Here is a 13,824-nt window from a genome sequence, read left to right on the forward strand (position 1 = left end):
CCGTCAATAGCCGGTCGGCAGGAATTTGTCGGCGTGAATGCGTTCGGGCGGCAGGCCCAGGCGCTGCAGGGTTTTCTCCACCGCCTCGACCATCGGCAGGCTGCCGCAGACGAAGGCCGTGACGTCGCGATAGTCGACGCCGAGCTGCGCATCGAGCGCCGCGGTGATCAGGCCGCGCGGGCCTTGCCAGCTCGAACCGGCCGGCTCGTGAGACAGGATCGTGACCAGGCGCAGACGCTCGGGATAGCGCGCGAGCAGCTGCTGCAGGGCCTCGTTGGCAAAGACATCGCGCGAAGTGCGCAGGCCAAAGACGATGGTGAAGCGCGCACCCGTCGACCGCTGCAAACGATCGGCGACGATCGACAGGATCGGCGCCAGCCCGGTACCGCCGGCGACGCACAGGCCGTCGCGATCGTGGTCGGCGACCCCCATCATGCCGAACGGCCCTTCGAGCCAGACCTTGGTGCCGACACGATCCCGCTCGAACAACCATTCGGAGAACTGCCCGCCCGGCAGGCGCTTGACCAGAAAGCCGACTTCCTGCGCGCCCTCACTGTCGGCCGCAGGCGGCGCGTCGTAGAACGAGTACGAGCGCCGCACGAACGAACCGGACTCGGCGATCGTGCAGTACTGGCCGGCGTTGAAGCGCAGCGGCTCGTCGAGCTTCAGACGCAGATCGATGACCTCGCCCGGCAAGCGCTCCCAGCGCACGACGCGCGACGACACCGTACGCACCGGCAGGACCGAGGTGCCGCCGAGCTTGACGTCGATCACCAGATCGCCGCGCACCTTGGCCTGGCAGGCGAGGATGTAGCCGTCTTTCAGTTCCTGATTGCTCAGCGGCGACAGTGCGAAATCCACCATCGGGCTGATGCGCCCGCTGATCAGCCGCGTCTTGCAGCGGCCGCAGGTGCCGACCCTGCAATTGTGCGGATACTCCACGCCCTGCGCGATCGCCGATAACAGCAGCAGTTCGTTCCTGCCGACATCGAAGGATGCGGCCCGGTCGCTTTCGACGGTGATCCGGCAACGGCCCGGGCGCGCGGCCTCATCGGCCACGACAGCGGCCTGATTCGACGACATGGTGAGAAGGCTCCGGTCAGCGTGCTGCGGCGTAGGCGCCGCCAGGCACAATGGCGTCGTCGTCATTCAGATCGTGCCAGCCGGCGCGCGCGTTCTCGGCGCGAGCGATCTCGCGCTCCTGCTGGTTGGCGTAGCGCTCGTCCCAGTCCTTCAGCAGCGGCTTGATCATCATGAACCACAGCGGCGGCACGAAGGCCAGCATCACGCACAGCAGGAACTGCGGCTGCTTGGGGCCGGTCGGGTCCGGCACCAGGCCGTAGAACGGCTTGTAGCTGTCTTCGTGGTGGCCGGTGTGATTGGTGATTTCCAGCGCCAGCAACCGCACGAACGGCGTCAGATGGTTCCAGGTATGGCGCTTTTCGAAGCGGCCCGGCGTACCGGTGACCAGGCCGTAGTGCTGGGTGTAGTTGAACACTTCCAGAAACAGACGCGGCCCGGCCAGACACACGGCGACCACCATCGCCGCGCCTTTCGGCCCACCGACCGCCAGCAGCGCGGCGACGAACACCACCAGCGTGGCGGCGCGCTGCACCCAGCCGTTGCGCGGGTCGTACCAGCGGCGGCCGCGCTTGGTCCACATTGCGCGCTCCAGATGATAGGACTCGACGATCTGGCCCTTGAACGTGCGAAGCAGGTGACCGTAGACGGTGTCGCCGCGACGCGCGTAGTCCGGATCGTCCGGCGTGCCAACCCGCATGTGATGCGTGACGACGTGGGTGATCTCGCGCCAGGGATCGAAGATCAGCACCAGGCCGAAGCGGCCGTAAGTGCGCAGCAGCAGGTTCTCGCGATGAAACAGCTCGTGCAGCGCCGGTGCGGTGACGACGAACTGCACGAACATCATGCTCAGGAAGGCGCCGACGGCCGAGCTGGTCGTCGTGAAATGGTCGCTACCGACCAGATGCGCATACAGGAACACCAGGCCGAAACCCAGCGCCAGATTGAACGAGATGATCGCGTCGTACAGCCAGGGGTAGCGCTGGTCGCGCTCGGAGTGATCCGGCGGCAAAAACGCGTCGAAGCCGAGCACGCCGACCAGCACACCGAGGCCGAGCCACACGTATTGATCGCCGATCCAGATGCCGTAGGCGGCGGCCAGCAGGATCACTGCCGACACCGTGTATTTGAAGTAGTCCAGCATTGCCATCTCCTTCGCTGTTGGGCGCGGATACGAGGTCCGCTACCGTGTGAGGCTCAGCTTCGGTGATCGCACCGCGGCCGGCCCCAACCAATAGTTGGGCCGGCCATGGGATGGCTAACGCACCAGTAAATTCAGCGCGCGCGCGCGCGCCAGCGCGGCGCCGCGGCTGGAGACGCCGAGCTTGGTGTAGAGGTTGTACAGATGCCATTTGACCGTCGCCACCGACACCGACAGCCGATCGGCGAGCTGCTGGTTCGACAGCCCGGCCTCGACCAGCGACAGCAGCTCCAGCTCGCGCGCGGTGGGTGTTTCCGCCAGCGCGCTGGCGTCGACCCCTTCGATCGCGTCGCCGGCGGAAACCGGCAGACCGCGACAGATTTCGGCGAAGAAGCGCCGGTCCTCGTCCAGCGCGAAGCCCCAGTCCTTGGACTTGGTCTCGTTGACCAGCGCCGCGACCATTTCGCCGCGATCGCGGAACGGCCGCAGGTAGCGACGCTTGGCGGCGAGCCCGACCGCGCGCGCCAGATGTCGTGCGGCAGGCGCCGGGTTGTGTGAGCACAGGCTGACCGCGGCCTCGTCCAGCGCCAGTTCGACCAGACGGCCGTAGCGGCCGTCGGCGCGTGCCAGCCGGGTCTCTTCGGCGATCAGCGCCGTCGCCTGCTTGAGCCGGCCGCCGACGATGTCGAGTTCGATCTGTACCGCAGCGACCAGCGAGCGCATGCAGGCGATCGAGTCGCGCTCGGCCAGCCGGAAGGATTCGTAGCCGCGCTCGGGCACCAGCCCGATCTGCGCGGCTTCGGCCAGGGCTTCGTCGCTGCGCCCCAGTCGCAGCAAGCGCCGGATCAGGAAACAGGACAGCATCAGCGACAGCCGCGGCGGATAGGCTGCTGCGATTTCCCTGAACTGCCCGACCGACAGGCCGCCGGCAGCTGCGCCGTCCCAGAGCTTGATCGCGGCATCGAGACCAAAGGCCGCGGTATCGACCAGGCCATGCGACTGGATACGCCGCATGCCCATCGCCAGCAGGTCTCGGGCTTCGCCGTCGAGCCCCATTTCCACGGCACTTTTCGCCGCTTCCAGGGCCAGAGTGCTGGTAATACCGGCATTGTCGCCGAGCGTCGCCTTGCTCTTTGAAAGCGCCGCGAGCAGATCCTGATGCGCCAACGGAAAATCGCCTTCGTGCAACTGCACCGCCGCGGTGGCCGTCGCAACCCAGGCTTCGCCGTACGAACTCTGCGCCTGAGCGATATGCGATTGCGCCATGCGCAGCATGCCGCGCGCGTCCACCAGCTCGAAGTCGCCGATCTTATAGAAGCATGAGCCGACGACGATGGTGGCGACATCGAAGGGATCGTCGCCACCGGTGCGCTCCAGCCAGCGCATGCCGTTGTCGTAGGCGCGAGCGAGGTGATCGGTATAGGCGTCGATCGCGAAACCGATCACCTCGATGCGGCGCTGCAGCAGCTGCGCCTCTTCCCGCCGGCCGCTGCTGTCGGCTTCACTGCGGATACGCTCGCTGAATTTCTCCTGCTGGCGGCGCGCGTATTCGTAGCGCCGGTGGAACACCAGCGCCCACACGTACCAGTAGTCGACCTCCCAGCCGCCGCGCACGCCCATCGCGTGCAGCTTCTCGGCCCACTCGATGTACTGGTGCAGATCGCCGCGATCACGCACGAACATCACTGCGACGCGTTCGAGGATGCCGACGGCGAGTTCGGCGGCGTCGGCGTCGAGCGCATAGTCGATGGCGTCCTGCCAGCGTCCGGCGTGCTCGCACCATTCGGCCGCACGGCACAGCAGCTGGCGCCGGCGATCCAGCGGAATCTGGCGCTGCGCTTCGTCGATCAGAAACTCGCGGAACAACGAATGCAGCCGATACCAGCTACGCCGGCGATCCAGCGGAATCACGAAGACGTTCTGCTTCAGCAGGCGCTGGATGTGCGCCGCGGCATGCGCGTCGCCCGTGGCGTGCTGGCTCAGGTTGACGCCGAACGTACGCAGCAGCGAAATCTCCAGCAGGAACTTGCGCGACGCCGCGTCGAATCCCTGCAGCACCTGCCGGTTCAGCAGTGCGGCAAGATCCTCGTCGGCACCGGAGAACTGCGACAGCGCCGCTTCCGGCGATTCGGCCGCATTGAGGATAATCTGCATCAGCCGCACCGCCGCCGGCCAGCCCTCGGTCTGGCGCACGATGGCGCGCACCGCGTCCTGGCTGAGCCTTGCGCACAACGACGCCCCGAGCAACTGCTCGGTTTCCGCCTCGCTCAGGCTCAAATCGGAGAAACCGACCAGGCGCACACGCCCCTCGAGCTTGGCCCTGGCACGATCGAAAGACTGGTCACCGGTGCTCGACAGCACAAAATGCGCCCAGGAAGGCGTCCTGAACACCAGCGCATCGATCAACGGATCGAGCGTCTCGTCGGTGCAGTAGTTGAGGTTATCGATGAAGATCACGGTCGGATCGCTGACCAGGGCCAGCGCCTCGATCAGGGTCGCGATGCGCTCGTCGATCGACTCGTCGCCCTGGTGCAGAGCCTGCGCCGGCTCGACCTCGCCATCGCGTGGCACCAGGATGGTTTCCAGGTGACCGAGCACGCGCTGCACGCTGACGTCGCGATCGTCCAGCGCCAGCCAGTGGCACTCCGCACCGGCGGCGCGATAGTGCTCGTACATCGCCGACTGCAGCACGGTTTTGCCGTAGCCGGTGGGCGCGGTGATCGAGACCAGTTTGACCGGCGGACGATCGTCGGCGGTCAGCTCTGCCTGGATCGCGGTCTTGACCGGCGCGAACGCGAAGAACGGCGGACTGAGCCCCTGTTGAACCTGGATCATGCCGACAGCGTGCGACGGACCACCCCGGTAAGGCAACACCCGCCCGCCGGGACCACGGGCTCGCTGTGCCAGATGCGCCTTGACCATCGGATTCATCACACACCACCTTGCACGATGCCCAAAAAGTAGGCCGACGCGACGGCGGAGGCGCCATCGCCCTGTACAAGGCGTCTCTGCCGCGGGCAGAGACGGCCGGCCGCAAATGGAGGGCCGTTGAAGTCGAAGAACCGCGCTTTAGAACTGGTAGGAGAAACGCATCGTGAATTCCTGCGCGAATTCCAGGCCGGCGATCAGGTTGCCGTTGGGGTCGCCGTACAGGTGGCCGTTGGTGTAGTTGTAGAAGCCTTCGACGGTGATGTCGTGGCCCGGATGCCAGCGCAGCCCGGGCTGGATGAAGATGCCGCCATCGGGGTCGTACAGGGTCGCAAGCTCGAACTCGTAGAGCTTGTTGGGCCAGGGCTGCAGGAAGCCGAACACCACGTAGTTGGCATTGCCCTTCTTGCCCGGCGCGGCGTGATTGCGATCACCGCCGTAACCTTCGAGCAGGCGCCCGACCAGATCGCTGCGGTTCTTGGTCAGCGCTTCGAACACGATGTAGGTGCCGGGGAATTCGTTGAAGAAGCGATGCCATTTGTCGACGACCAGCGAGATCGTGTATTCGTCGGTCTTCTTGAAGCCGGTGTTCAGATCGGTGGCGGTGAAGGTGCGGTCCGGAATGTACTGCGCCTCGACGTTGAAGATCAGCTCGTTCAGGAAGTCGTTGTCGCTGGAGTTGACGTAGCTGCCACCGAGCATCAGCACGTTCTCGCGGAAGTACTCGCGCGCGATATGGCCCCTGAGGCTGCCGCCTGCGGCGATGAAGAAGGTGTTGAGTTCGCTCGCCGCCTGCTCGTAGTTGTCCACCGGCGTGGCGTACAAGTCCTTGGAGCCGGAGAAATCGTTGATCGCCGCATTGAGGCCGGTCACGCCGTTGAGCCGCACCTGGGCCGCGTAGTCGAACCATTCGTCCGCGCTGTAAACACCGGCCGGCGCCACTTCCAGCGGCGAATGCGACAGCGCCTCACCGCTGTCCGCATACAGGCGGCACAGCGACGGATCGTAAAGGCCGCCGCAGGCCGCCGCCGGCAGCTTGGCGTTGTACGCGGTGTTGACCACCGAACCGAGGCTGCCGACACCGCCCTGCAAGGGCTTGCTGACGCCGGTTTCGGTCCAGCGGAATGCGCCGTCCGGGTTCATGCGGTTGACGTAGGCGGCCTGCCAGCCCCAGTCGCCGTAGTCGGCCTTGAGGCGGAATCCGGCGCTGAGCTTGGTGTCGTCGCCGTCTTCCTTGTACAGATCGCGCACAGTGAACTGCGCGGGGATCACGTTGAACGGCGTGTTCGGATTGCCGAAGATCGACGGCTGGAATTTCTCGACGTAACTGTCGAGCAGCACGCTGTCGGTCAGCTGATAAGTGACGCGCGCCGACAGCGACGGTACGCGCTTGTCGGAGAACTCCTCGAAGCCGCGATCGAAGATCAGATGGCGGCGCAGGTCCAGGCCATTGGGGACGTCGAACACGCGCAGGTAAATCGACTGCCCCCAGGCAATGGTCTGGTTGCCGACACGCACGTTCAAGCCACCGTCGCGGTAGTTCAGTACCGCTGCCGGCAAATACAGCTGGTAGTTGCGGCCGCTCCATTCCAGCGGATTGCCCTTGCTGCCGCCTTCGGTGATGTAGTCGAAGTAGTTGACCTTGCCGTGATACAGCCGCGGATCACCGCCGGTGATGCCGCCCTGCAGGCCGGACACGCTGGCGGCGTCGAAGTCGTCGTAGGCGTCGGGCTGGTACAGGCCGCGCAGACGCGCGATGAAGTCCCACTTCTCGCCGAACTTGGCGCCGAATTCCAGCTCGCCGCGGAACACCACGTAGTTGAAGTCGTTGTCGGTGCTCTGCACGAAGTCGGAGCGCTTCACGGTATCGCGGTACGGCAGCGGCACCGCGCCCCAGTTGATCAGCTGACCGCCCGGAATCAGCGCCGGCGGCAGGTAGGCCTGCCGGGTCGCGGTCTGGTTCTGGAACGTATTGCCGCCCTGATTGTTCGGGTTCTCGTCGCTGACCGTGCTGATCGCGGTCTCCTGGCGAACGAAGCCGCCGTAGTCCCAGCTGAAATCGGGAAACGTATCGCTGAACCAGCCCGCGTGCGCGCTCAGGCTGCTCAGACTCAATCCAACGGCGGCTGCAAGACGCAGCTCCCCCCTACCCCCATTGTTCATCACGCTCTCCTCACGCTGATGCCGCTGTGTTTTTCAATCGGGCGGGATGCCGCGCGTCGGCGCGGCTCCCATCACGGACCACTGACTTATTTGACGCTGATGATTTTTCCGGACTGCCCTGCGACCAGGATCCGGTCCGAGCCGGCCGGCCTGACCGCGGCGCTGTACCAGGCGGTGGCGATATCGCCGCCGACCACTTGCCGCCAGCTGGCGCCGTCGTTGTCGCTGGCGAGCATTTCGCGCATGCCGGTGATCAGCACGCGATGATCGGCGCCGGACTCGACACCGAGCAGAATCGCCGTCCCGCCGCCGGGCTGCGGCAGCCAGCTTGCGCCGCCGTTGACGGTTTTCAGGATCATTCCGGACTGGCCCACCGCAAAGCCGACGCCGTCGTCGCGAATGTCGAGTCCGAAAATCGACGGATCGACCCGGCCGTCGTTGACCGCACCCCGGTGCGCCAGCTGCCAGGGCGCGCCGGCTTTCGAGGTCATGATCAGCGACAGCTCGCCGGCGATGGTGACCTTGCCGTCGTCACCCACCTTGACACCGTACAGATGCGGATGAAACGCGTCGCCCAGGGTCGCCGATTCGGCGGTGAACATCGTCGACCAGTCCGGTGCCGCGTTGTGCCAGCTCTGTCCACCGTCAGTCGATTTGAGCACCGTACCGAACGTGCCGACGACGACCGCGAGACCTTGCGCGTTGAGGTCGACCGCCATCAGGCGCTCGGTGGTATCGGTCTTGATCGCCTGCCAGTCGGCGTTGCCGTTCTTGACCAGGATCATTCCCATCTGCCCGACCGCGATGGTGCGCGCGCCGCGTGTCGCCACGCCGAGCAGGCTCAGCTGGCTCGGCGATTTCTGCGGCGCCCAGCTTTGGCCGGCATCCTGGCTGACGACGATTTCGCCGCCGGCACCGACGGCGATACCGTGGCTGCCGTCGAAGGCCACGTCGAACAACGCCTGGTGCGGGATGCCGCGCAACAGCTCGATCGGCTCAGCCTGGTTCGCTGCGGAAATCGCCGACGAGGTCGTCGCCTGCGCGGTCACCATCGTGGCCAGCGCGGCGGCGAGACCGATCGCTTTGTGGTAGTGCTTCATGGCTTCTTCACCTTTGCTTGGCAATGCGCGTGCGGCGATCAGACCTGGCCGAGACGCTGCAGCGCCTGCTGCGTGAAGAACTTGTTGTACATCGCCTCGTTGTCGCCCTTGAACAGGCTCTTGTAGCCGCCGAAGCAGCTTTCCGAGTGCATTGCGCGGCTCATGCGCTTGTTCTGGCAGTCGTAGCTGAGCACGTAGATCCACGAGTACGCCGGCGTCTTGCCGTCGGCGCCGGTGACGACCTTGCTGCCGTTCTTGTACTGGCCGAAACCGGTTTCGAAACTGACCCAGGGCTTGTCCTGACGATCGAAGCGGATGTTGCCGCTGTACAGCGAATTGCGGACGTCGACATAGGCCAGGCGGCGGCCGACCGGCGCACGCGGGTAGCCGGTGGGCTTGGATTCCAGGATCGCGACTTCCGGCGCGAGCTCGTATTCGGTGTCGAAGAAGGTGATGCCTTTGGGCCCGCCGTGCACCGGCTTTTCCCAGTTCGGCTTGTCGCCGCTCCAGGTGGTGTTGTACGCGCCGAGCATCGGCTTGCGCTCGATGATCTTGAAATCGCCCCAGGTCAGCATCGGATCGCCGGCCGCCCACGGGTCGGTCAAAAACCAGGTCACGCCGGGGATCAGCGGCTCGAAACGCTGGTTGGTCGGGAACTGGCGCACGCGCTTGAACTGCGGCAGGTAGCCGTAGAGGTCCGGGAATTTACGCTGGTCGTAATACCAGGTGCTGAGGAACGAGCTGCCGGCGACGTCGGCGGTGGATGTGAACAGCACGGTCTGAAAACGCAGCAGATCCTTCATGTCCTTGAAGATCTTGCCGTCCATGCGCGCCTGCGTCTGCAGCTCGGTCCAGACGATGTCGTAGTTGTAGGCGACATTGCCGTCCGGATTGATGTCGGTTTCCTTGATCGCGTACTGGTTGTAGTCGCCGCGGCCCCAGCTCATCGCCATGTTGGCCTGCAACTCGAAGCCGTTTTTCGCGTCCGGGAACGGCAGGCCGCCGACCCAGGGCTTGCCGTCGTTGGTGACGACATTGCCATTACCGTCGAACTTGCCGGTGATGCCGTTACCGGCATTGCGCTGCATGGCCTCGTAGAACTCGCCGGGGAACATGTCGGAGGGATTGCGCGAGGTCGCCTTGATCTTGATCTTGCGGCCAAGATCCTTGACCTGGCCGTAGACGATGGGATCGAGCAGATCCTTCACGTGCTCGACGTTGGCCGCGGTGATGTAGTCGCCGGTCTTGACCTTGCCCTTGGTGATCGCCTCGATCGACATCAGCTCTTCGGGATAGGCCTTGGCGATGTCCTTGCCGGCCGCCATCAGTTTCTCCAGCGGCATCAGCACACCGGCGCCGGCGCCGAGCGCGGTGTTCTTCATCAACTGGCGGCGGCCATAATTGAAATCGTATTTGCGGATATGCATGGAAATCTCCTCGCGTGAATTTTTTTGATGATCTGAAGTTCTGTCCATCACTCCCGCGCAAGCGGGAATGATGGCTTCAGCGTTTCCTCGGCAACGGCAACACCGGACGACCTACTTCGCTGCAATCAAAGACGAGGCGGCCGAGGGGCTTTTCGGATCGGCGCCGGGCGCATCCTGGAACTGCGACAGGTCGACGCCTTCGCCGACGATCAGGTCTTCGCGGCCGGCGAAAGCGGGCTTGACCAGCCACACCAGCAGCGGCAGCACCACCAGCGACAGCACCATGTTGATCAGCATGATCGCGACCAGCAGCAGGCCCATGTCGGCCATGAACTTCAGGTCCGACAGGAAGTACCACGGCAGGATGCCGAGCAGCATGATCGTCGCGGTGAACATGATCGCCTTGCCGGTGGTGGTCAGCGCCGCGTCGATCGCCAGGTCCCAGCGCTTGCCGCGCGCGGTGTATTCCTCGCAGATGCGCGACAGCATGTAGATGCCGTAGTCGATGCCGACGCCGACGCCCATCACCGCGACGATCACCGCGTTGATGTCCAGGCCGATGCCGAGCTTGTGCATTGCCGCCATCAGCATGAAGTTCGACAGGTTCACCGGAATCAGCAGGATCACCGCCGCGACCAGCGAGCGGTAGGCGTAGGCCGAGATCACCAGGATCGCGATGTTGACCAGGCCGAGAATGAACCAGTGATAGCGATGCACGACGTTGTTCATCGCCTGCTGCAGCGCGATGAAACCGCTGGCCATGCGCACCGTGAACTTGGCGTGATCGACACCGACCGCGTCGACCGCGCGCTGCGCACTGGCCAGAGCGGCGTCGACCGTCTCCTGCTTGTTGTCCTTGTACCAGAGCGAAATCGTCGAGTTCTGGAATTCGAAGTCGGAGATGTGGCCGAAGTTGACCGGGTTGGTACCAAAGGTCACCGCGGTACCGGCGGCGCGCACCGCGGACACGGTCGGGTCCAGAGGCAGGAACTTGGGGTTGCCGCCGGAGAACAGGCGATTGCCTTCCATCGCGTAATCGGTGAACGACAGCGTCGCGCGCGGCGGCAGCACCGGATCGGCCTCGACCATCGCCTGGATCTGCGCCGACACCGCCGCCACTTCCGGCGTGCGCGCGATGCGATCATTGGGATCGCGCTGCTTGGCTTCGAGCACGATTTCCAGGGTATTCATGCCGGGGAAATGCGCATTGATCGCGCGCACCGCGGTGTTGTACTCGGAGTCTTCCCAAAGCAGGTTGCTGCCCTCGACCGGGTTGCCGATCTTGATCTGGAAGGCCTGGTAGATCGACCACAGCGACAGCACGCAGACCACGGCGGTGGTGATCTTCGCCGCCTTGCCATGGGTGATGCGCGCGGTGTGTTCGAGCACGCGCTTCTGGAACAGATGAATGCCGGATTCCTTGGACGCGCCGCCGGCGATCTGCTCCAGGTTGCGCGGCGCCGGCAGGTAGGACAGCAGGATCGAAATCAGGAATACGCCGGTCGGGATGATCCACAGCGCCCAGGCACCGCAGAACAGCGCGTGGTTGTACATCGTCGTGATCGGCGCGACCGCAATGAAGACGATGCCGAAGACGTCGGTCATGATGCCGAGAATCGACGGCGCCATCATCACGCCCATGGTGATTTCCGCAGCTTTTCTGCGGTCTTTCACATGGCCGAGGATTTCGTAGTAGCGCTCGGTGTACTGGATGCAGTGCGAGAACGTGCGCGCGACCAGCAGCAGCGGCACGATCATCAACAATGGCTCGATCGGCCGGCCGATCCAGCCGATGAAACCAAAGCCCCAGATCGCCGCGACCAGCGCGCAGACGATGGGCGTGACCACACCGGCGATATTGCGCATGTACAGCAGCAGCGCCAGCGTCAGCAGGCCGAGCGTGACGCCGAAGATCTTGTAGGTCTGCTTCTGCAGCTGGTAGACCCAGCCGGTGAGCACCGGCTGGCCGGCCAGGTAGACTTCGTGATTGTCGTCGGCGGCGGCCTTGATCAGGCCCTGCGCGTAGTCGAAGGCCTTGCCGTATTCGACCGAGTCCAGAAACGTGGCGTTGATCAGGGTCGAGGTGTCGTCGCCGGAGACATAGAACGTGCGCGCGTTCGGCGACTGCTCGATGCGGCGCTTGAAGTCGCGCACTTCGTCCGGCGTGCTCGGCACGTGATCGTCCATCAGCGGCCGCATGTCGATGCCGAAAGGCGTGGCCTCGGCAAAGCGCAGTTTCTCGGTCGCGATCGAGATGATCTGGTCGTGATCGACGCCGGGCGCGAGGTCGATGTCGCGGGTCAGCTTCCAGACTTTTTTCAGCGTTTCGCTGTTGTAGATGTCACCGGTCTTGGTCTTGACCATGATCGACATCGTCAGCGGATTGCCGAAGTTGGGATGGTCGTTGTAGACCTGCACGAAGGGATCGTCCAACGGCAGCAGATCCTTGAAGATCGTGCGGATCTCCACGCGCGGAAAGCCGGCGGCGAAGGCCAGGGTCACCAGTACGAAGCCGATCGCGACGACGCCGCGACGATCCATGATCCATTTGGCCAGACGAAAACGCAGCGGCTGCGGTCCGTTCACTAAGCTCTCCATCCTGTCGTTCGTGTACGCCCTGCTCTCTCTCGGTGCCAGACGGCTGTTCGTCGGTCCCGGTGGCCAGGTGCTTTGTCTGCGGCCGGCGTCGGCCCTGTCGATCCGGGGTCCACGCTGACTGCCGGATCAGTCTTGCCGATCCGTCGGAAGCCACCCCAACCTTTGGTATAGGCGGGGTTGGGAACGCAGCCCCGAACATCGCCTCCACTTCAAAACCACAAGCTGGAGGAACCCATGTCATCCCCAATCGCCGCGACGGCCGCCGTCGTCCGGCAGGCCGGCGGCCCGCTGAACCTGGAGCCGATCGAAGTCGCTGCACCGCTGTCCGGCGAAGTGCGCGTGCGCATGGTCGGTGTCGGCGTATGCCATACCGATCTGGTCTGCCGCGACGCATTCCCGGTGCCGATGCCGATCGTGCTCGGTCATGAAGGCTCGGGCGTGGTCGAAGCGGTAGGCAGCGGCGTGTCCGGCCTGCGAGTCGGCGATCACGTCGTGCTGTCGTTCAATGCCTGCGGCCATTGCCACAACTGCGAGCACGAGGCGGCCGCGTACTGCCATCAGTTCATGCCGCTGAATTTCGGCGGCCAGCGTCCGGACGGCAGCTCGGCGCTGAGCCAGCGCGGCGAACGGATCCACGGCAACTTCTTCGGCCAGTCCTCGTTCGCGACTTATGCGATCGCGCGCGAATCGAACACCGTGCGCGTCGATGCCGATCTGCCGCTGGAACTGCTGGGCCCGCTGGGCTGCGGCATCCAGACCGGCGCCGGCGCCGCGCTGAATTCGCTGGGCATGAAGGCTGGTCTGTCGCTGGCGATTTTCGGCGGCGGCGCCGTCGGCCTGAGTGCGCTGATGGCCGCCAAGGCGGTCGGCGCCGGGCCGCTGATCGTGGTCGAGCCGAACGCGTCGCGTCGCGCGCTGGCGACCGAACTCGGCGCCGATGCGGTGATCGATCCGAAAGCCGGCGCCGACGTGCTCGCCGTGATCCGCGAACACGCTGGTGGCGGTGTGCATCGCGCTTTCGACACCACCGGCATTCCGGCAGTGATCGCCACCGCGGCCGAGGCACTGCTACCGAACGGCCTGCTCGGCCTGGTCGGCGTGTCGCCGATGGACGCCACGCTGCCAGTCAACATCATGAGCATGATCATGCGCGGCATCGGCATCAAGGCGATTCTCGAAGGCGACAGCCAGCCGCAGGTTTTCATCCCGCGCTTGTTGCAGCTTTATCGTGAAGGCAAGTTTCCGTTCGATCGCCTGATCAGGACGTTTCCGTTCGAGCACATCGAGGCGGCGATCCATGCGTCGGAAGACGGCTCGGTGATCAAGTCGGTGCTGCGGTTCTGAGGCCGCCCGCTGCAGGAGCGGTCTCCGGCCGCTCCTGCAGCAT

The 13,824-nt window shown here is 64.7% G+C and carries 8 protein-coding genes; 1 reads left to right on the forward strand and 7 read right to left on the reverse strand.

Annotated elements, in window-relative coordinates; all coding sequences use genetic code 11:
* Positions 1-3 precede the first annotated feature (3 nt).
* From ACQZF9_RS11310 to ACQZF9_RS11340, 7 genes are all read right to left on the reverse strand, one after another.
* Complete coding sequence (locus tag ACQZF9_RS11310) at positions 4-1,083, reverse strand: 2Fe-2S iron-sulfur cluster-binding protein (protein ID WP_428313331.1); 1,080 nt, start codon at positions 1,081-1,083, stop codon at positions 4-6.
* 16 nt (positions 1,084-1,099) lie between these two features.
* Positions 1,100-2,224, reverse strand: a complete 1,125-nt coding sequence (locus ACQZF9_RS11315) for a fatty acid desaturase (protein WP_428313332.1) — start codon at positions 2,222-2,224, stop codon at positions 1,100-1,102.
* A gap of 114 nt (positions 2,225-2,338) precedes the next feature.
* Positions 2,339-5,056 carry a LuxR C-terminal-related transcriptional regulator gene (locus ACQZF9_RS11320; RefSeq protein WP_428313333.1) on the reverse strand — a complete coding sequence of 906 codons (2,718 nt, stop codon included), beginning with the start codon at positions 5,054-5,056 and terminating at the stop codon, positions 2,339-2,341.
* Between the two features lie 234 nt (positions 5,057-5,290).
* A complete protein-coding gene (locus tag ACQZF9_RS11325) occupies positions 5,291-7,264 on the reverse strand; it encodes a DUF1302 family protein (protein ID WP_428313334.1) in 1,974 nt (657 codons plus the stop codon).
* Positions 7,265-7,398: 134 nt separating this feature from the next.
* Positions 7,399-8,412 (reverse strand): WD40/YVTN/BNR-like repeat-containing protein, encoded by a 1,014-nt coding sequence (locus ACQZF9_RS11330; RefSeq protein ID WP_428313335.1) that lies wholly within the window; start codon positions 8,410-8,412, stop codon positions 7,399-7,401.
* Positions 8,413-8,450: 38 nt separating this feature from the next.
* Positions 8,451-9,839, reverse strand: coding sequence for a DUF1329 domain-containing protein (locus ACQZF9_RS11335; protein WP_428313336.1), 1,389 nt, complete (start codon positions 9,837-9,839; stop codon positions 8,451-8,453).
* A 111-nt stretch (positions 9,840-9,950) separates the two neighbouring features.
* Positions 9,951-12,425, reverse strand: coding sequence for an efflux RND transporter permease subunit (locus ACQZF9_RS11340; RefSeq protein ID WP_428313337.1), 2,475 nt, complete (start codon positions 12,423-12,425; stop codon positions 9,951-9,953).
* 258 nt (positions 12,426-12,683) lie between these two features.
* On the opposite strand from ACQZF9_RS11340, the gene ACQZF9_RS11345 reads away from it, so the two are divergent.
* A complete protein-coding gene (locus ACQZF9_RS11345; protein ID WP_428313416.1) occupies positions 12,684-13,781 on the forward strand; it encodes an NAD(P)-dependent alcohol dehydrogenase in 1,098 nt (365 codons plus the stop codon).
* The last annotated feature ends 43 nt before the right edge of the window (positions 13,782-13,824 follow it).

The sequence above is a fragment of the Hydrocarboniphaga sp. genome (genome assembly GCF_965279055.1).
GTDB lineage: Bacteria > Pseudomonadota > Gammaproteobacteria > Nevskiales > Nevskiaceae > Hydrocarboniphaga.

Excerpts from the sequence above, each read along its gene's own strand:
- ACQZF9_RS11310 (WP_428313331.1), bottom strand. The coding sequence starts at position 1,083 with ATGTCGTCGAATCAGGCCGCTGTCGTGGCCGATGAGGCCGCGCGCCCG.
- ACQZF9_RS11315 (WP_428313332.1), bottom strand. The coding sequence starts at position 2,224 with ATGCTGGACTACTTCAAATACACGGTGTCGGCAGTGATCCTGCTGGCC.
- ACQZF9_RS11320 (WP_428313333.1), bottom strand. The coding sequence starts at position 5,056 with ATGATCCAGGTTCAACAGGGGCTCAGTCCGCCGTTCTTCGCGTTCGCG.
- ACQZF9_RS11330 (WP_428313335.1), bottom strand. The coding sequence starts at position 8,412 with ATGAAGCACTACCACAAAGCGATCGGTCTCGCCGCCGCGCTGGCCACG.
- ACQZF9_RS11335 (WP_428313336.1), bottom strand. The coding sequence starts at position 9,839 with ATGCATATCCGCAAATACGATTTCAATTATGGCCGCCGCCAGTTGATG.